We start from the raw sequence: 18,166 nt of genomic DNA on the forward strand, positions 1-18,166 counted from the left end.
GGGAGGCTACGGCAAGCCTTCGACGGATGTCGAAGGCGTACCTTTACAAAAACTCCATGCCAAGACACGTCAGCCTTCGCAACATCTCAACATGCCATCGCGCTCTTCCTCTTGAGAATATGTGACATTATCCGCATACCGCGCATTCGATGGACGGGACTGCGCATTTCTCCCTCTTTGAAGATGGGGCCGGGGGCACTGGATTGGCCTTTGAGGGAGCGTTGCTTGTGTCTTCGGTCGGCCAGATCGATGACGAGCTTGATGCGCTCAGTGAAAATTTGAGCACAATTGACCTCAGCAAGGTCGAGGAAATCGATACTGTTGGCGCGTGGGTCACTTGCCGGCTCGCAGCGCAGCATGAAGCGGAGATAACCGGAGCCAGCAGTCAGGCTGAAAGACTCCTTCACGCAGTCGAAAACGCAGCCAATGACGCTGATCTCGCGCCAGCGCGTGTGCCCGTATGGGAGCGCGTTCCGCGTGCTATGGGAGAAAAGGTCTACGAAGCTAGATCCGGCTTGCTTGGAGTGATCAGCTTTTTGGGCGCTATTCTCGTTGGCTTCGGTTCGCTCATCCGCAGCCCGTCTCGATTTCCGGGCCGCGCTATCGTGCGCCAAATGGAACTCGTGGGAGTGTCCGCGCTCCCGATCATCGGGCTTATGAGTTTTCTTATCGGTATTGTCATAGCGCAGCAGGGCGCGGTGCAATTGTCGCAGTTCGGCGCTGAAACGCTGACGGTAAACCTCGTTGGTCGAATTACTCTGCGCGAATTGGGCGTCTTGATGACAGCGATCATGGTCGCAGGCCGTTCGGGCAGCGCCTTTGCCGCGCAGATCGGGACAATGAAACTTACGGAAGAAATCGATGCGATGCGCACAATTGGCATTTCGCCCATTGAGCGCCTCGTCATCCCACGCATCATTGCCTGCACGTTTATGATGATCCTGCTGGGTTTTTATGCAGCGATAGTCGGCATTTTGGGCGGCGCCGTTATCGGCCAGTTTTCGCTCGGCATTCCCTTCTTCACCTTTTTGTCGCGGATACAGGAGGTTGTGCCCACGCACGACTTGTGGGTTGGACTTATCAAAGCTCCGGTGTTCGGTCTGATCGTCGCGCTGGCAGGGTGCTATCATGGCATGCAAGTGAAAGGGAACTCGGAAGAAGTGGGCCTTCGCACCACATTGGCTGTGGTTTCAGCGATTTTTGCCGTGATCGTTCTCGATGCCTTTTTCGCAGTCTTCTTCACAGAAGTTGGTTGGGGATAAGCGATGGTCGATGATCCAGCCAATACGCATCCAAGGTTTTGCGATGATCCTCCGATCGTGGTGAAAGGCCTCGTCAATCAGTTTGGCGATTTTCGAGTGCACGACGGCCTTGATCTGGAAGTTCAGCGCGGCGAGATTCTGGGTGTTGTTGGCGGTTCTGGCACCGGAAAATCGGTCCTTATGCGTTCCATCATCGGATTGCAGCGCCCGACCGAAGGCCGGATTGACGTGTTGGGGCGGACAATCACGGCGGTCGATCTTGACAAGAAGATCGGCGTGCGGCGGCGCTGGGGCGTTTTGTTCCAGGGCGGGGCGTTATTCTCCACGCTGACGGTGGGTGAGAACGTCGAAGTTCCCCTCAGGCAATTCTACCCCGACATCAATGATGAGCTAAGACGTGACATAGCGCGGTATAAGGTGCTGCTGTCCGGTCTTCCCGAAGAAGCGATTGCCAAATTTCCGTCAGAGCTTTCTGGGGGAATGAAAAAACGCGCTGGCCTTGCGCGGGCTCTCGCAACAGATCCCGAACTGTTATTTCTGGATGAACCAACCGCAGGGCTCGATCCGATTGGCGCTGCCGCTTTTGATCGGCAGACCAAAGAGCTGCAGGAAACGCTTGGCCTGACTGTTTTCCTCATCACCCACGATCTCGACACACTCTACGAGATATGTGACCGGGTGGCGGTGATCGCCGACAAGAAAGTGATTGCCGTTGGCACGATTGAAGAATTGATCGCAACCGGCCATCCTTGGATTGAGGATTACTTTAACGGTCCGCGCGGACGCTCTGCACTGGCAACGCATGATCGGGATAAGGCAGGTGAACATGCGTGACGGCATTTCAAAATCCCAAATCATGCAAAAGCATAGGTATGAGCATGGACACAGACGAGCTTTCGCGTCCATAGACACCTCGATGGGCGGGCTATTCTAATGGAAACGCGGGCAAATCACCTTTGGGTGGGCGCAGTGACGCTGGTGCTGCTGGCGGCATTGGCGGCTTTCATCATCTGGATCGCGCGCCTGGGCCAGGGTGAACAGCGCGAATACGATATTCTCTTTGCGCAGAGCGTTTCGGGCCTTGCGAATGGGTCAGAAGTTTCCTTTGCAGGCGTGCCCGTGGGTCAGGTGGCTAATATTGCTCTTTCCAAAGACGATCCGGAATTCGTGCGCGTTCGCGTCAGAGTGAAGGACGACGTGCCCATTCTAGTGGGCACTACCGCTACCATTCAGGCGAGCTTTACGGGCGTTTCCACCATTCTGCTTGATGGCGCGCGTAAGGATGCACCTGCGATCACATGTGAGACAACCGCTTGCCCCGAAGGCCGCCCGATCATTCCTGCGGGAAGAGGCGGCTTTGGTGAAATTGTCGCAAACGCCCCTTTGCTTCTCGAACGCCTCGCGACACTGACAGAGCAGTTGAACATCATCCTGGGCCCTGAAAACCAGGAAGAGCTGGCCGGGATCCTGCAGAATTCCAATCGTCTGACCAAAGAATTGGCCGATGCTGCACCTCGTCTCGAAGGGACATTTGCAGAGCTTGAAGTGGCTTTGAAAGAAGCGGGCGAAGCTCTCGATGCCTTTGAAAAGGTCACGCTGACAACCGACAAGCTGATCAACGAGGAAGGCTCTGCCTTGTCGGAAGAGCTGCGCGGGACATTGGCTTCTGCCAATCAAGCGGCGGCATCTTTGGCGGCAACGCTTGAGGACACGCGGCCGGCAGCGCGCGCTTTGCGGGAAACCACTTTGCCTGCAGCCGAGGCAACCCTGCAGGATTTGCGTACCACTTCGCGCAGTCTTCGTGCGATTACGGAAAGACTGGAAAGCGAAGGCGTCGGATCGCTGGTCGGCGGGCAGACACTTCCCGATTACGAGCCCGAGGAGTAGCTTTGAAATGAGCAATCGTAAGGTCTTTCGGGCCAGTATTTTCGGCGCATTTGCCGCGGCTACGCTGACGGGTTGCGTCAATGTCGGGCTTGGTGGCGGCGGTGAGCCGGTATCCAGTTTGTTGACGCTGAAAGCCAATGAGCGTGCACCCATTGGCACGACGGCGCGCGCTGGGGGCGAACAGGGCGAAGAGGCGATTGCCGTCCTGATCCCCGAAACCCCTGCCAAGCTTGATGTGCTGCGCGTGCCCGTGGCGGTATCTGACAATGAGATCGCCTATCTCCAGCAGGCGACATGGGTGGAAAAGCCTGCGCGGCTGTTCCGCCGATTGCTCGGCGAAACCCTACGCACGCAGACAGGCGCACTTGTGCTCGACAGCGATGATACGCCGCTTCTTGCAGGCCGGATCGTGCGCGGTACTCTGCGCGAAATGGGCTATGACGCTGCGACGGGTTCCGTCCTTGTGCAATTCGATGCCGTTGTTTCGATCCCTGATGGCGCGGTGATTTCGCAGCGGTTTGAAGCCAGCGAAAGCGGTGTCCCAGCAGAGCCTGGTGAAGTGGGCGATGCGCTCAATCGCACGGCGAACACTGTGGCAGGCGAGGTGGCCGCCTGGGTCGCCGCTACGAATTGACCGACTGATATTGGCGGGTGTTATCGCTCGCTTGCTGCCTGAACGAACAGGTGCGCCGTCAGAAAGCTTTGCTGGCGTTTTGCCCGGCGCTCATCCGCCTCTTCATCGCGGCCCCATTGTTCAGCTTGCCATTCTTCCTCAAGGTTCGCCGCCTCCCATAGAGCCAGCGGTCCCTGATGGCCTTCTGCTGCCGTCAACGCGACGATAAGCGAGGCGGCAAGGCTTGCCATTGCTTCGATCCCGGCGAGCGCGAAGGGGGACTGCGCCTCCAACCGTTCGCGCAAATGTGTCAGGGTCGCCTCTGCCTGCGGTTTGTGAATGATGCCGCTGATTCGGGTAAAGCCGACGCCTTCACGCGCTTCAAATGCAGCAACGATTGGCTCCCAGATTTCCATCTGGCGCGGATAGAGAGGTTCATCGGGATCCGCGCGGTAGAGCAGCGTATCGGTATCGCCATAGGCGGTGAGCTTTTCGGCGATCTCCGCCTGTGTTTCCGCCACGATGTCGAGCGCATAATCCGTCATATCGCGCATGGGAAACCGCGATGGATCGAGCTTTTCGCCCTGGTTCTCCCACTCCTCGGCCAATTGCTGGGCAAGTGCGCGTGTCGGCACAATCTGCTCTGCCGTCTTCACCGTCTTGATCCCGCGTCCATCGAGCGTGACCTGCCAACCGCCATCACGCTCGGTGATGGCGACCGTGTCGTAGAACCGTTTCATTGTTTGCCTTTGAAATACTTCGCCAAATAATAGGGGCCAAAGAAGAAGCCGAGAAATCCGGCAAGTGCGAGAGCGACGGCAAGGGGAAACGGCATCGCAATTACATTTTGAGCGCCGGCAATTCCGGCCATAACGGCAAGCAGCGACCCGATCCGGACAGCGTTGAGGATCGCAAAGCGGCGCACGGCGCGCTTATCGGCATCTGGATCGGGCGAGGGCTGATCTGTCATCGTCCGCCACCTATCAGCATGGCGCGCAAATCGTCGACGTGTTCCGCCACTCTTTCCGCACCAGTGCCGCGAAGTTCTTCGGGCGCGTGGTATCCCCAGGCAACGCCGATTGCCGGGACACGGGCTGCAACCGCCATGTGCATATCGAAACTCGTATCGCCGATCATCACCGTGTCGCGGGGATCAGCGCCCGCTTCGAACAATGCGGCCTCCAGCATTGCCGGATGCGGTTTTGAGGGGTGTCGGTCGGCTGTTTGCAGGGACACGAAAAGCTCGGTGAGGCCGTGCGTCGCAAGGCAGGCGGTTAGCCCGCGATCCGATTTGCCCGTAGCAACGGCGAGGCTCCACCCATCGCCGTGGAGCGCGTGCAATAGATCGGCAATTCCATCGTAAAGTGGTTCATGCAGCAGCCCTTCCTCGCGGCGGTTGCGGAAGATCGTCTTGAAGTTGCCGACGACTTCGCGCGCTTCCTCCTCCGCCAGATTGGGCGCAAGCTCGCGCACGGCCACGGGCAGGCTCAGCCCCACAAGGCGGCGCACCCGGTTTGCATCCGGCGCAGGCAGCCCAGCGCGATCAAAGGCCTGCTCCATCGACCAGCATACATCTGCCTGCCCATCGACAAGCGTGCCATCGCAATCGAAAACGGCAAGCCTAGTCATGATCAGGCTTCCCGCATCCATTTGGCAAGCGCTGCATTGCCAGCATCCTCAACCCCCGCAGCAATTCGCGTGCGTTCTGCCTCATTCTTTTTCTGTGACAGTTTGAAAGTTGGGCGCAATTTATCGACCGTCATGCCAAATCCGGTAATGCCTCTGAACAGGCCAGACCAAACTCGCTCGCTGCATTCGGAAGCGAACCATTTGTCGCCCGGTATGTCCCCTTCGAAAGTGGTGATGACATCGTGCAGCAATTGCTCAAGCTCGGGATCGGATAGAGTCCGCACACTGCCTTCCATTTCGAGCGCGGCATAATCCCATGTCGGCACCGTATCGCGGTTGTCATACCAGCGCGGTGAAATGTAGCCGTCTGGCCCATTTACGGTGATAAGCGCGCGCGCTCCATCGAGGTGCGGGGTTAGAGCGTTGCTGCGCGCGAGGTGAAAGCGGATATCGCCGCCCCCGTGGGACAGCACCGGCACATGTGCCACGCGCGGGCCATCGGGCGTGGTCATGAACACCATTCCAAATCCGGTCTCGCGGATCAGCATTTCAAACCGTTTGTGATCCTCGCTTCTGAAAAGCGGATTGGGATGCATTACCGGCGCCCTTTTGGCTTACCGCCGCGCTTGGCCGCTTTGCGGGCTGTGCCCTTGGATGTCGTGCGTGATCTGCGTTCGCCGCGTCGATCCTTGCGGTATTGCTTGGCGTATTGACGCGCGGCCTGCTTCTTTTGCGCAGGCGTGCGTTCGGGCGCTTCATCGCGCATGGGGGCGGCATCGCTGTCGCTGATGTCAAACCCCAAGGCCTCCATCGAAGCGGCGAAATGTTCGGGCAGATCGGCAGTCACGTCGAGCTTTCCGCCTGTGCCTTTCGATTCAGGAGTTCCGATAATGAGACGGCGCGCGTGGAGATGCATTTTGCGGCTGATGGCGCCCGTTAGAAACGCATCGGGCCCGCCATATTTGCCATCACCCACAATCGGGTGGCCTATCGCCGCCATATGGACGCGAAGTTGGTGTGTGCGCCCGGTGAGCGGTTCAAGCTCGACCCAGCTCGCCCGGTCAGACGCGCGGTCAACCACGCGGTATCGCGTCTTGGCCGGCGCTCCGCCTTCCTCATCGACATGCATCTTCTCTCCGCCCGTGCCCGGCTGTTTGGCAAGCGGTGCGTCAATGGTGCCTTCGGAAACCTCGGGCCGACCGACCACCAAAGCCCAGTAGACTTTGCGCGCGCTGCGGCCTGAAAAACGCTTGGAATAAGAGGCAGCGCTGCCCGGTGTTTTCGCAATTAGCAAAACGCCCGATGTGTCCTTGTCGAGCCGGTGGACAAGGCGAGGGCGGGGTGTTTCGTCATCATCGACAAACGCATCGAGCAGTCCGTCAACATGCCGGTTCTGCTTGCTGCCACCCTGGGTCGCAAGGCCTGGCGGCTTATTGAGCACGAGGGCGCTGGGCGTTTCGCGGATAACCATGGCGCGCGCCTCGGCAATGTCCTCAGGCGTCAATTCGCGGCGTTTGCGAGGCGGTTTTCCGCCCGGTTTGCCTTTTCCGCCGGGAGGTACGCGCAGCGTTTGGCCAGCGGTTAGACGATCCTCGGGCTTGGTGCGTTTGCCATCCACCCGCACTTGCCCAGTTCGCGCCCAGCGGGACACTGTGGCAAAGCCGATTTGCGGCAGATTGCGTTTAAACCAGCGGTCGAGCCTGATCCCATCATCATCGTCAGAAACGGTGAACTGCCGCACATCATTGGAGGAGGTTTTGCTCATCCAAGTTCCCCCATGATGATTAGACCGAGCAAAAGCGCCGCCACTCCTCCCAACACCGATGCGCCCACGTAAATTGCTGCGAGCCCAAAGGCACCCCGTTGGATCAACAGGATGATTTCAAGGCTAAACGCGCTGAATGTCGTGAAGCCGCCCAGCATCCCTACACCCAGCAAAAGCCGCAAGTTTTCGCCTTCCTCACCAGGTTGGGCAAGCCATCCGAACAGCAGGCCCATCATGAGGCTTCCGAGCAGATTGATAGTCAGGATGGCCCAAGGGAAACCTGTGGTGGCGGAGCCGAATTTGAGGAGCAGGCTGCCCAAAAGATAGCGCCCAACCGCGCCCACAGCTCCGCCAACGCCGACATAAATGGATGCAAGGATGGGAGACAGAGAAGCCGCGCTCATGGCGAACGCCTTAGCGCCGGGTTTGCGTTCTGCCTAGCGCGAGGAGGCCCGAAGGCGTTCACTATCTTGCCTAAAACCCTACTTTGCGCTATCAAGCATCCATTCGGAGCGCGTTCCAAGCGGGAATCGCGCCCTTTTTAGCGTCAATTTTACGCGCAATGCCGCGGGTTTCGAGCGGCCAATGCGCGTTTTGAAAAGGTAGTGTTCATTTATGCAAATCATGGTTCGCGATAACAATGTCGATCAGGCTCTCCGTGCTCTTAAGAAGAAGCTTCAGCGCGAAGGTGTGTATCGCGAGATGAAATTGCGTCGTCACTACGAAAAGCCAAGCGAAAAGCGCGCCCGTGAAAAGGCTGCCGCTGTGCGCCGCGCGCGCAAGCTTGAGCGTAAGCGCATGGAACGCGACGGCATCAAATAATGGCGGAGCTCAAGCGGAAATACGCTTGAACGCCCCTCTATGATAAGCCATTAGGGCGCGGTTTCATTCCGCGCCCTTTTGCTTTGGCGCTGCACCATTTGGGATGGCATTTTTTAGGGATCAATAATGGCAGAAGTAACTCGTGTTCCGATCCAGCCGGTGGCGAAAGGATCGCTGACGAAATTGTGGCTTGGCATATTCATAGCCATTCTTGTGGGCGCTGGCATTGCCTGGGCGGCCATCCCGAAGACGTTGGAAGTCGAAACCCTTGTCGAAGGAGAAGGTGATTTCGCGCAGGAAGGCGATCTGGCCTTTGTGAAGTACACTGGCACTTTGGCTTCGACCGGCGAAGAGTTTGACAAGTGGCGGCCTGAACAGCTTCCGATCCCTGGCATCTTTCCCGAAGGCACCGCTTTCGAAATTCAGAAAGGCGCGGTCGTTGATGGCTTTTTCGAGGGTCTTCAGCAGATGAAGAAGGGCGGCAAGTACAAGCTCTATATCCCGGCAAGCATGGGTTATGGCGCAACGCCTCCTCCCGGTAGCTCGATCCCGCCCAATGCTGACCTGATTTTTGAAGTCGAGATGGTCGATTTCTTCAATGAAGAGCAGCTGCAAAACCGCATCAACATCATGCAGCAGGCGATCCAAGCGCAAAATCCGCAAGGACTTGGTGGCCCCGGTGGTCCTGCTGGCGGCCCGGCGGGTGGCCCGCCGCCAGCACAAAACGTCCCTGGACCTCCGCCCGTTCAATCACCCGGACCCTGATCGAAAGACGCACCCAATGTCCGTAAACAAAGAAACCGTCGCCAAAATCTCCAAGCTGGCGCGCATTAATATGGATGATGCCGCGCTTGAACGAATGGTGCCAGAACTCAACAACATCCTCGATTGGGTTGAACAATTGGGCGAGGTCGATGTGAGCGAAGTTGAGCCGATGGCGGCCGTTATCGCTGACAAGCTGACATTGCGCGAAGACGTGATTGATGCTGATCCCATGACGGGCGGCGGCAAACGCGACGATGTGCTCGCCAATGCGCCGGCTGCGGAACACGGCTTCTTCGGCGTGCCCAAGGTGATTGAGTGATGCCAATGCATCGTCATCCCAGCGAACGCTGGGATCTGTCGAAGTATGGCGCTTTACCGATAGCGATCCCAGCTTTTGCTGGGATGACGGAAGAGATTGATGACTGATTTTACCCAACTCGGCGTTAAAGACATTCGCGATGGCGTCGCATCCGGCGACTTCACCGCGCGCGAAGTGGCGGAGAGCTTTAACGCTGCTGTCGACGCTGCGAGCGCCTTGAACGCCTTTATCGTGGCAACGCCCGATCATGCGCTGGCCGCTGCTGAAGCGGTCGATGCCAAGCGTGCCAAGGGCGAAGAGCTGGGCGCGATGGGCGGCGTGCCGATCGGCATGAAGGACCTGTTCGCTACGCACGGCGTGCAGACGACCGCTGCGAGCCACATCCTTGAAGGGTTCTCGCCGCAATATGAGAGCACCGTTTCCCAGAAATTGTGGGATGCGGGCGCAGGCATGCTCGGCAAGCTCAATCTCGATCAGTTCGCGATGGGCTCTTCCAATGAGACCAGCTATTTCGGCAATGTCGTATCGCCCTGGCAAAAGGCGGGCAGCAATGCCGCGATGTCGCCGGGTGGTTCCTCTGGCGGGTCTTCCAGCGCGGTAGCGGCGCGCATTGCGCCTGCCGCGACTGGCACGGATACCGGCGGCTCCATCCGTCAGCCGGCCGCCTTTACCGGCATTTGCGGGATCAAGCCGACCTATGGCCGTTGTTCGCGCTGGGGCGTGGTGGCGTTTGCCTCCTCGCTCGACCAGCCCGGCCCGATGGCGCGTTCGGTTGAGGATTGCGCAATCATGCTCGGCGCAATGGCGGGGCACGACCCCAAGGATGCAACCTCGCTCAATCGCGACGTTCCCGATTGGGAAGGCGCGTTGTCGGCTGACCTTAAAGGCAAGCGCATCGGCATTCCCAAGGAATACCGCATGGACGGCACCGATTCTGCGATCCTCGACAGCTGGGAGCAGGGCAAGGCAATGCTCAAGGATGCGGGCGCTGAGATCGTCGACGTCTCGCTGCCGCACACCAAATACGCGCTGCCCGCATACTACATCATTGCCCCTGCCGAAGCATCGTCCAATCTCGCGCGCTATGATGGCGTGCGATACGGTTTGTGCGATCTGCCCGAGGGCGCTGGCCTTCAGGACATGTACGCCGCCACCCGCGCCGAAGGGTTCGGGGATGAGGTGAAGCGCCGCATTCTGATCGGCACCTATGTGCTGTCAGCGGGCTTCTACGATGCCTACTACACGCAGGCGCAAAAGGTGCGGGCGCTGGTGGCGCGCGATTTTGACCGCGCGTGGGAGGATTGCGATCTGATCCTCGCGCCGACGACGCCCACCGCTTCATTCCCGCTGGGCAGTCTCAACGATGATCCGCTGACCATGTACCTGAACGACGTGTTCGCCGTGCCTGCATCGCTGGCTGGCCTGCCTGCAATGAGCGTGCCTGCGGGCCTCAATCCTGATGGTTTGCCGCTCGGCTTGCAGCTGGTTGGAAAGGCATTCGACGAGCAAGGCGTGCTGGACGCAGGTCTCGCCATCCAGCAGCGCGCCGGGTTCGAAGCGGCTCCGGAGAAGTGGTGGTAGGATGTCTGGAGAGATCATCTACGCGACCATCTTCATGGTTTGCTTCGTCCTTTTGGGCGGGCTTGTGATGTTTCTTTCCAAGACAATCGATGCCGGCGAAGCGCGCTTTGACAGCGAGACGGGCGAAGAGCTTTCTAGAGACGAGAAGAGTGATGACTGATTACCGCATTCAGGGTGCAACGGGCGAGTGGGAGGTTGTAATCGGCCTCGAAGTCCATGCGCAGGTGACGAGCAAATCGAAGCTGTTTTCGGGCGCTTCGACCGCGTTTGGAGCGGAGCCCAACAGCCAGGTCAGTCTCGTCGATGCGGCGATGCCGGGGATGCTGCCTGTGCCGAACAAGGAATGCATTCGGCAGGCAGTGCGCACCGGGATGGCAATCGAGGCTGATATCAACAAATGGTCACGCTTTGACCGCAAGAATTACTTCTATGCCGACCTGCCGCAGGGCTATCAGATCAGCCAGCTTTACCACCCGCTGGTGGGCGAGGGATCGCTGCTAATCGAGGCGGACGAGAAGACCGGCATCCCGGAAGACAAGACCATCGGCATTGAGCGCATTCACGTCGAACAGGACGCGGGCAAGCTGATGCATGATCAGCACCCAACCATGTCCTATGTCGACCTCAACCGTTCGGGCGTCGCGCTGATGGAAATCGTCTCCAAGCCCGACATGCGCTCGCCTGCCGAAGCCGGGGCCTATGTGCGCAAGCTGCGCTCGATCCTGCGCTACGTCGGCAGCTGCGATGGCAATATGGAAGAAGGCTCGATGCGCGCGGACGTCAACGTCTCGGTGCGCAAGCCCGGCGAAGAATTTGGCACCCGTACCGAGACGAAGAATGTGAATTCGGTGCGCTTTGTCATGCAAGTGATCGAATACGAGGCGAACCGTCAGGTCGATGTGCTGGAATCAGGCGGCACGGTCGATCAGGAAACGCGCCTTTTCGATGTCGCGACCGGGACCACGCGCACCATGCGTTCGAAGGAAGACGCGCACGATTATCGCTACTTCCCTGATCCCGACCTGCTGCCGCTGGTGCTCGAAGATGACTTCCTTGAGGACTGCCGCGCCAGTTTGCCTGAACTGCCCGATGCGAAGCGCGTGCGGTATGAAACCGAGCTTGGCCTTACACCCTACAACGCGCGCGAGCTTACCGCCGAAGTCGAAACCTTCGCGCGGTTTGAAACGCTGCTCACGGCCGCAGCATCCGCCATCGGCAAGCCCGAAACCAAGGTCGCGACCCAAGTTGCGAACTGGGCGCTATCTGTGGCACCCGGCGTGGTGAAAGGCCTCGGCGATGAGGCCAATCTTTCAAACTCCACTCCAGAGGCGCAGGCCGCGATCCTCGCCATGCAGGACAAGGGCGAAATCAGCGGCGGTCAGGCCAAGGAAATCTACGAAATCGTCCTTAAAGAAGGCGGCGATCCAGCCACAATCGCTGATGCAAAGGGCCTCAAACAGGTATCCGACACCGGTGCCATTGAAGCTGCCATCGACGATATCCTTGCGAACAATCAGGACAAGGTCGAGCAGTACAAAGGCGGAAAAGACAAGCTCTTCGGCTTCTTTGTCGGCCAGACGATGAAAGCGATGCAGGGCAAAGCCAACCCGCAGGTCGTGAACCAGATCCTCAAGGACAAGCTGGGTTAAGCGTCACCCTGCGCGGCTGTATGCTTCCTTCATCCACGCTTTGACCTCATCATCGAAGTCTGCCTCACTTTCGAGGCGCACCCGGTGGCTGCACATTGCGTTGTAGGTTTCGAGCCGTCCTGCTGGCTCATCCCCTTTGAGCGCGAGGCCAAGGTCAATTCGTGTCTTGGTTGCCGGTGTTACGAGCGCAAACTGTTTTTTGCGCCTCAGGCTCACGCTGGCTTTTTTGGGCGCGATTTCGACATCTGGGCCAAGCCCTTCGACATAAGCGGTAATGGTATCGTAAAGCGGCTTCAGCGCCTCTTTCGCGCCTGAATATTGTGCGACCACGAGATCAACATCGCCTTCGTCACCTGTCTCTTTCGACTTGGCGACGATCAGGTTTGCAAAGCCATGGGTCACACCATGGTCCTGCTTGAGCAGCTTCATGATTTCTCCGTGTTTTTGAAGACCGCTCTGCTTGATAATCGCGAGCCACTCGTCGAGCTTCTTGCCGGTCTTCTCCGGAATGTTGGCAAGCATGGTTGCGAGCTGTTCGTCTGGTGATGCCATCTTATCTCTCCCGCTTCAGAATTTCGTGATCTTATCAAACGGCCAGTTTTCCGACCGAGACTGTTTGGGTGTGAGAGGCTGAAAAAGCCCCATAACCCCAAGCAGAAGGCGCGTACCCAATTTTGGTTGGCCGGTTTCAACCACCGACTTCAATGTCTCGACAATCATCTTGCCGCCCTGTGCCATGCCTTTTTCGGTCTTGGTTCCAGCAGGGACGTTGGTTGTGATGAGCGAGAATTCTGTGCCGCCGTCGACGGGTTGCAGCTCATATGTCACGGTGCAGGGCGGGTCATCATATCCGGTAAACTTGAACGTGTGCGAGTAGCGCCGTGGCGGATCAAAATCGAGCACGGTGCCCACCACGCTGCGATACTTTCCATTGGGTGTTTCCATGGCCATGGGCGCGCCAATCGTCAGCTTGCCCGTGGTTTTGCACACAGCCCCAAAGAAGAATGGCAAGACCTCGTCGGTTTTGACCAGTTCGCGCCACACCGTTTCAACCGGTGCGGCGATAAACACCTTGTAGATCGCTTTTTCGGCTCTTTCCGACATCCTCATTCCCCCTGTTTCGCTGCTTGTTCCGCAGCCTGTTTGAGTGTTGTGACGCGCGAGGCAAAATGCTCACTGAAACTGTCGGTCCAGCGCTGATGGATTTGCTGGATCGGGACCGCGTTCAGATACAGCTTGCGCGTGCGCCCATCCTTTTCGCTGACAATCAGATTTGCGCGCTCAAGCACGCTGAGATGCGCCATCACTGCAATCCGGCTGACGTCGAATTTCTTTGCGAGTTGCCCCACGGGAATGCCGGGCTCGTCACGCAGGTGATCCAAGATCTCGCGCCGCGTTGCGTGAGCAAGCGCTTGGAACACTCCGTCCATCTCCGAATCGGTAATCATGTAATTACATAATTACATATTGAGGCGAGAGTCAAATGATGATCGGGGCAAAGCAAACCCGCAGGTGGTGAATCAAATTTTGAAAGATGAACTGAAGCGATTTGAACGGTGTGGCGGCAAGTTTGCTCCAATGCCGCCACGTAGTTCCGTGGTCACATCAACGAAGTTTCTTTGCGATCCTGCGCTTTGCTTTTTCTGCGTATTCATCGAAGTTCCCGGCAATTGCGGTGCGAACTTCGCTCGCCACTTCCTTGAGATCATCTTCTGGTTTGATCGGGAAAACTGTCAGCTTGTTTCCACCAGAGGTGCGATATCGGAAATCCCATTCGGCTGAATTTGAGTAGCTGCGCAGGTCAAACTCTGTGGTGAAACGATCACCCCAGACAATGTCCTCAACGAGGTAGTGCCGCCAAGTATGCAACTCGAAGTAGCATTGTGCGGTTGAGTCAGTTCGGCGTTCCTTTCGCTTCTTGCTTACCTTGCGCTCTTCAGTTTCGGTATGCGTGATGATCTTGGTGTTTTCAGGAAGCCCAAGTTTGTCGATAGGATCGCTTTCCACGATTGCTTCAAGCTGGAAAGTGGCGCTTGCTATGTCTTTGAAGCCAGCTTCTTCGGTGCCATCGAAGCTCTGAAGAGCGGTGTAGAGCATTCCCCCCAAACCATCGCCAAAAGCAATAGTCAGGAAATCCTCAGCGGCCCAAACGTGCAGTTCACAAACCTCCCCATCGGCTGGCAAATCCGTAGGTTCTTGAGCTGAAAGTGCAGTGCCCGCAAGCAGAGTTGCCGCTGCTAGAGCTCTTGTGGAAACGCGGATGAATTGTTGCATTGGTTGAAGCCCCCTATCTACTTCCCAAATCAGACAAACAGAAAAAAGCGGCCGCCTGGGCCTGACCCTGACGACCGCTTAATCTCACTATTAGCTGCGGTTTGAGTGTCGCTTACACTTTTTCGCCTGTCAGCGGCATTGCGCCGAATGCGCCTGCGTTGACGTTGCCAGCGAGCGTGTCACCTTCGACAGTCGCTTCGCATTCCAGCGTCATTGGCATCGGCACGGTCATGTTCATTTTCCAGGTGAGCGTGTTGCCGTCGACTTTGCCTTCTTCGACATCCATCGAGCCCATGCCGCCTTCCATTTTACCGGTGAACGTATCGCCATCGGTGACGACGGTGAATTTGCCGGACTGATCGCCCATCGGGCTTTTCACGGTGGTGTTGTAGGTACCATCAACAGACATTTGTATCTCCTTCATTGCGCCAGTGGCCGGAAAGCCTTGCGCGGTCTTTGTTAAGAGCGATGCGGGCGGGAAATGCCCGTGAAACTCAGGCGGGTTTTTTACACGTGTGTCAGCAGGCTTCAACCACAATCGGGGCGGAATGGGCGGGCTTTGAGAGGGGAGCGTGTGCCCTCTCTCAAAGCCGTAACGTCACTTGGCTCCCACCTTTTATTCGGTCGCGGGCAATTCGCGCACTTCAACCGGCATACCGAGCTCATCCAGCTGCGGTTTCACCTGTTCAGCATCGCCCACAACGACCCAAATGAAATCCTCAATGTCGAGAGCGCTGCGTGCCGCTTCGTTGAGGCTTTCGGTGGTCTGGGTCTGGTACTTGCCAACCAGCGTTTCGTAGTAGTTGTCCGGCCGGTCATACTGCGCATTGCGACGCAGTGCTCCGAGCACGCTGCCCGAAGTTTCGAAACGACCCGGCAATTCGCCGATTTCGTTGGCGACGTTGCGCTCCAGCTCTTCCTCGGTCACGCCATTGGTGGTGAGAAATTCACTCGTTTCGCGGATCATTTCTGAAATGGATGCGCCCGTCTTGTCGGCCTGCACTCCGCCCCTGATCGCGTAGACGACAGCGTTCTCGAAGGTTTGCGGGCCACCACGGATGCCGTAACTCCAGCCCTTCGTCTCGCGCAGGTTCATGTTGAGCCGCGCGAGGAAATTGCCGCCGAGTGAATTGTTGGCATTGGTGAAATCGACATAGTCGGGATCGCTCGCTGCAAGGTCGGTCAATTGCGCGCCGATAATCTGGCTTTGCGGCGAATCCGGGCGATTGACGAGGATGATGCGGCCAGTTTCACCAGCAGGCCCATCCTGAGCGGCAAAGGTCTTTTCACCCTTGGCGATGTCAGGCGCGTTCCAGTCGCCGAATGCGGTGTTGAGAGCGTCGACGACATCAGCGAGTGGCTGATCGGAGATCACGAAAACCTCGCCATTGTCGGGGCGGATCCATGTGTCCTTGAAGGTGGTCAAATCCTCGCGGGTGATCGCGCTGACGCTTTCGACTGTTGAGGACGAACCATAAGGCGTGCCTTCACCGAAAATCTCAGGCGCCATGGTGCGCCGGGCAATGCTCGCCGGATCGCGCAATTGCTGATTGATCCCGGTGATCGTCTGCGCGCGAACGCGCTCGAGTTCTTTGGGGTCAAAAGCGGGATTGCGAATGATGTCCGACATCAGTTCGAGCGCGGGCACCAGTTTGGGTGACAAGGCCGATAAGGTGAATTCGGATCGGTCAGCGGTGCCGCCAACAGAGATGTTGACGCCCAAACGCTCGCGCTCTTCGGCGATTTCTTGCGATGAGAGGCTATCGGTGCCTTCATCGAAGAGGGCCATGGTCAGATCTTCGAGGCCCGACATGCCGGCCGGATCTGCCGCATCGCCCGCATCAAATTCCATCGTCACGTAAGTCGCAGGAACGGCCGTGCGGCGCGCATAGGTGACCTTCATGCCATTGGCGAGCATTGCGCGCTGGACTTCGGGAAAATCGAGCGAGGCCACGGTGTCGATGGGCGGTGCTGGCCGTTCGACCGAGACGGTTAGCGTGTCTTCGGCGGCCTCATCTTCAGCCGCATCACTAGCGCTTTCAACACTGCCAGCCTCTTCATATTCGCCTTCACGCTCGCCCGGTTCAAGAACGAGGGTGAATGCAGGCTTGTCCATCCATTCGTTGAGCGCTGCAGTGATTTTGGCCGGTGTCATCGTGGCGAATGCTTCGAGGCGCTTCTTGAAATAGTCGGGATCATCGCTGAAGACTTCCCCGCTGGCGAGAGTGACAGCTTTGCCGCCAAATCCGCCGACCTGTTCCAGTCCGCGTATGGTGCTGGAAAGCTGGCTTGTGGCAGCCCGCTGGAGTTCTTCCTCGGTTGGTCCCGTCGCAAGATACTCGGCAATCACCTCCTCAAGGCGCGCTTCGAGCACGGCTGGGTCAACGCCTGGCTTTACGACTGCACCAGCTGAAAGCCATCCCACGCGCTGGAAATCGGCAAGGCCAGCAAAGACGCTGACAGCAAGCTCTTCTTCGCGGACGAGCACTTGATCGAGGCGGCTTGAGAACAGACCGCCCAGCACCGATGCGCCCATTTCTAGCGCGAACACATCTGGATCGTTCATGCCGGGGGCGGGCCAGTATTTGGTGAGGCGTGTCGCTGCGACCTGATCTTTCATGACGGTGCGCTGAGGTTCACTGAGAGGGGCGATTTCTGCTGCGGCAGGCGTGTTCACCGGGCCGCGCGCAATCGGGCCAAACCACTTTTCGACAAGGGGTCGCGCTTCTTCAGCGGAGACATCGCCGGCCAGCACGAGGGTCGCGTTGTTTGGACCATACTTGTCGCGGAACCACCCGCGCACATCGTCCATACTCGCGGCATCAAGATCAGCCATCGAGCCGATTATTGAATGGCCATAGGGGTGGCCTTCGCCATAAAGCTTGTCGAGAATTTCGTAGAAAACGAGACCGCCGGGACGGTTATCGCCCTGGCGTTTTTCGTTCTGGACAACCCCGCGTTGGTTATCGAGCTTTTGCTGTGTGACCGCTCCCAAAAGATATCCCATACGGTCGCTTTCGAGCCATAGCGCGCGTTCGAGGGCGGGGCGGGGGACGGTCTGGAAATAGTTGGTCCGGTCGAAACTGGTTGTGCCGTTGTAGTCGGTCGCGCCCATTTCCTGCAGGTATTGAAAGTAATCGTTGGGAGCGTTCTCACTGCCGTTGAACATCAGGTGTTCGAACAGGTGGGCAAAGCCGGTCTTGCCTTCGGGCTCATCCTTTGAGCCGACATTGTACCATACAGCCACGCCAACGATGGGTGCTTTGCGGTCTTCGTGAACGATGACGGTGAGGCCGTTTTCGAGCTGGAATTTCTCGTAAGGAATGGCGACCTGATCAACCAGCGCGGCAAGATCGTTTGTCGCTTCGCTTGCTGCGGCTTCGCTGTGATCATCGGCGAAAGCGGGCGTTATGGGCGCTGCGATTGCGATTGCGATTGCGGTAAGGCTGGACGCGGAAAAGCGCGCTGCCGATCTGGCGGCTGATGTGAAAGTCATGAGTGGTCAATGCTCCGTGTTGCGATCCGGGTTATGCAAGGTGCGAGCGCAGTCGCCCGCAATGGTCAAGCAGCGCGTTCGACCCTTCGACGAACAGCGCATTC

The 18,166-nt window shown here is 57.9% G+C and carries 22 protein-coding genes; 10 read left to right on the forward strand and 12 right to left on the reverse strand.

Features of this window, described 5'->3' with window-relative positions; all coding sequences use genetic code 11:
- The first annotated feature begins 149 nt into the window (after window positions 1-149).
- From AUC45_RS13790 to AUC45_RS13805, 4 genes are all read left to right on the forward strand, one after another.
- On the forward strand, window positions 150-1,262 hold the full coding sequence (locus AUC45_RS13790; protein WP_067603990.1) for an ABC transporter permease: 1,113 nt from the start codon (window positions 150-152) through the stop codon (window positions 1,260-1,262).
- 3 nt (window positions 1,263-1,265) lie between these two features.
- The gene (locus AUC45_RS13795; protein ID WP_067603992.1) at window positions 1,266-2,096 is read left to right on the forward strand and encodes an ABC transporter ATP-binding protein; all 831 of its coding nucleotides are present in this window, start codon (window positions 1,266-1,268) and stop codon (window positions 2,094-2,096) included.
- Window positions 2,097-2,195: 99 nt separating this feature from the next.
- Complete coding sequence (locus AUC45_RS13800; RefSeq protein WP_067603995.1) at window positions 2,196-3,149, forward strand: MlaD family protein; 954 nt, start codon at window positions 2,196-2,198, stop codon at window positions 3,147-3,149.
- Between the two features lie 7 nt (window positions 3,150-3,156).
- The gene (locus AUC45_RS13805) at window positions 3,157-3,783 is read left to right on the forward strand and encodes an ABC-type transport auxiliary lipoprotein family protein (protein ID WP_067603997.1); all 627 of its coding nucleotides are present in this window, start codon (window positions 3,157-3,159) and stop codon (window positions 3,781-3,783) included.
- Between the two features lie 20 nt (window positions 3,784-3,803).
- On the opposite strand, the gene AUC45_RS13810 is transcribed toward AUC45_RS13805, so the two are convergent.
- From AUC45_RS13810 to crcB, 6 genes are read right to left on the reverse strand one after another with little or no spacing between them, the layout of a single operon-like run.
- Window positions 3,804-4,502 carry an ATP12 family chaperone protein gene (locus AUC45_RS13810; RefSeq protein ID WP_067603999.1) on the reverse strand — a complete coding sequence of 233 codons (699 nt, stop codon included), beginning with the start codon at window positions 4,500-4,502 and terminating at the stop codon, window positions 3,804-3,806.
- Complete coding sequence (locus AUC45_RS13815; protein ID WP_067604000.1) at window positions 4,499-4,732, reverse strand: hypothetical protein; 234 nt, start codon at window positions 4,730-4,732, stop codon at window positions 4,499-4,501. Before AUC45_RS13815 ends, AUC45_RS13810 begins: the two co-directional genes overlap by 4 nt.
- A complete protein-coding gene (locus AUC45_RS13820) occupies window positions 4,729-5,391 on the reverse strand; it encodes an HAD-IA family hydrolase (protein WP_067604509.1) in 663 nt (220 codons plus the stop codon). The genes AUC45_RS13815 and AUC45_RS13820 overlap by 4 nt, the downstream gene beginning before the upstream one ends.
- Before the next feature lie 2 nt (window positions 5,392-5,393).
- Complete coding sequence (locus tag AUC45_RS13825; protein WP_067604002.1) at window positions 5,394-5,987, reverse strand: FMN-binding negative transcriptional regulator; 594 nt, start codon at window positions 5,985-5,987, stop codon at window positions 5,394-5,396.
- Entirely contained in the window at window positions 5,987-7,156 is a 1,170-nt protein-coding gene (locus AUC45_RS13830; protein WP_067604004.1) for an RluA family pseudouridine synthase, read from the reverse strand. Before AUC45_RS13830 ends, AUC45_RS13825 begins: the two co-directional genes overlap by 1 nt.
- Window positions 7,153-7,560: a fluoride efflux transporter CrcB gene (gene crcB, locus AUC45_RS13835; RefSeq protein WP_067604006.1), complete on the reverse strand. Its 408-nt coding sequence runs from the start codon at window positions 7,558-7,560 to the stop codon at window positions 7,153-7,155. The genes AUC45_RS13830 and crcB overlap by 4 nt, the downstream gene beginning before the upstream one ends.
- Window positions 7,561-7,771: 211 nt before the next feature.
- Between crcB and rpsU the strand changes: the two genes are divergently transcribed.
- The 6 genes from rpsU to gatB all read left to right on the forward strand — a co-directional run bounded on the left by rpsU (window position 7,772) and on the right by gatB (window position 12,292).
- Complete coding sequence (gene rpsU, locus AUC45_RS13840; RefSeq protein WP_006834591.1) at window positions 7,772-7,978, forward strand: 30S ribosomal protein S21; 207 nt, start codon at window positions 7,772-7,774, stop codon at window positions 7,976-7,978.
- Between the two features lie 126 nt (window positions 7,979-8,104).
- Window positions 8,105-8,743, forward strand: a complete 639-nt coding sequence (locus tag AUC45_RS13845) for an FKBP-type peptidyl-prolyl cis-trans isomerase (protein WP_067604008.1) — start codon at window positions 8,105-8,107, stop codon at window positions 8,741-8,743.
- Between the two features lie 16 nt (window positions 8,744-8,759).
- On the forward strand, window positions 8,760-9,062 hold the full coding sequence (gatC, locus tag AUC45_RS13850) for an Asp-tRNA(Asn)/Glu-tRNA(Gln) amidotransferase subunit GatC (protein ID WP_067604010.1): 303 nt from the start codon (window positions 8,760-8,762) through the stop codon (window positions 9,060-9,062).
- Window positions 9,063-9,161: 99 nt separating this feature from the next.
- Window positions 9,162-10,643, forward strand: a complete 1,482-nt coding sequence (gene gatA, locus AUC45_RS13855) for an Asp-tRNA(Asn)/Glu-tRNA(Gln) amidotransferase subunit GatA (protein WP_067604012.1) — start codon at window positions 9,162-9,164, stop codon at window positions 10,641-10,643.
- 1 nt (window position 10,644) lies between these two features.
- On the forward strand, window positions 10,645-10,803 hold the full coding sequence (locus AUC45_RS15800; RefSeq protein ID WP_156423890.1) for a hypothetical protein: 159 nt from the start codon (window positions 10,645-10,647) through the stop codon (window positions 10,801-10,803).
- Complete coding sequence (gene gatB, locus AUC45_RS13860; RefSeq protein ID WP_067604014.1) at window positions 10,796-12,292, forward strand: Asp-tRNA(Asn)/Glu-tRNA(Gln) amidotransferase subunit GatB; 1,497 nt, start codon at window positions 10,796-10,798, stop codon at window positions 12,290-12,292. The genes AUC45_RS15800 and gatB overlap by 8 nt, the downstream gene beginning before the upstream one ends.
- Window positions 12,293-12,295: 3 nt before the next feature.
- Here the strand turns inward: gatB and AUC45_RS13865 are convergent, their stop codons facing one another.
- From AUC45_RS13865 to AUC45_RS13890, 6 genes are all read right to left on the reverse strand, one after another.
- Complete coding sequence (locus AUC45_RS13865) at window positions 12,296-12,844, reverse strand: DUF4287 domain-containing protein (protein WP_067604016.1); 549 nt, start codon at window positions 12,842-12,844, stop codon at window positions 12,296-12,298.
- 15 nt (window positions 12,845-12,859) lie between these two features.
- Window positions 12,860-13,396 carry an SRPBCC domain-containing protein gene (locus AUC45_RS13870; protein WP_067604018.1) on the reverse strand — a complete coding sequence of 179 codons (537 nt, stop codon included), beginning with the start codon at window positions 13,394-13,396 and terminating at the stop codon, window positions 12,860-12,862.
- A 2-nt stretch (window positions 13,397-13,398) separates the two neighbouring features.
- Window positions 13,399-13,740, reverse strand: a complete 342-nt coding sequence (locus tag AUC45_RS13875; protein ID WP_067604021.1) for a helix-turn-helix transcriptional regulator — start codon at window positions 13,738-13,740, stop codon at window positions 13,399-13,401.
- Between the two features lie 157 nt (window positions 13,741-13,897).
- Window positions 13,898-14,566, reverse strand: a complete 669-nt coding sequence (locus AUC45_RS13880; RefSeq protein WP_067604023.1) for a hypothetical protein — start codon at window positions 14,564-14,566, stop codon at window positions 13,898-13,900.
- A 112-nt stretch (window positions 14,567-14,678) separates the two neighbouring features.
- A complete protein-coding gene (locus tag AUC45_RS13885) occupies window positions 14,679-14,975 on the reverse strand; it encodes a hypothetical protein (RefSeq protein ID WP_067604025.1) in 297 nt (98 codons plus the stop codon).
- 207 nt (window positions 14,976-15,182) lie between these two features.
- Complete coding sequence (locus AUC45_RS13890; protein ID WP_067604027.1) at window positions 15,183-18,062, reverse strand: pitrilysin family protein; 2,880 nt, start codon at window positions 18,060-18,062, stop codon at window positions 15,183-15,185.
- Window positions 18,063-18,166 lie beyond the last annotated feature (104 nt).

It is taken from the genome of Erythrobacter sp. YT30 (genome assembly GCF_001542875.1).
Lineage (GTDB): Bacteria > Pseudomonadota > Alphaproteobacteria > Sphingomonadales > Sphingomonadaceae > Erythrobacter.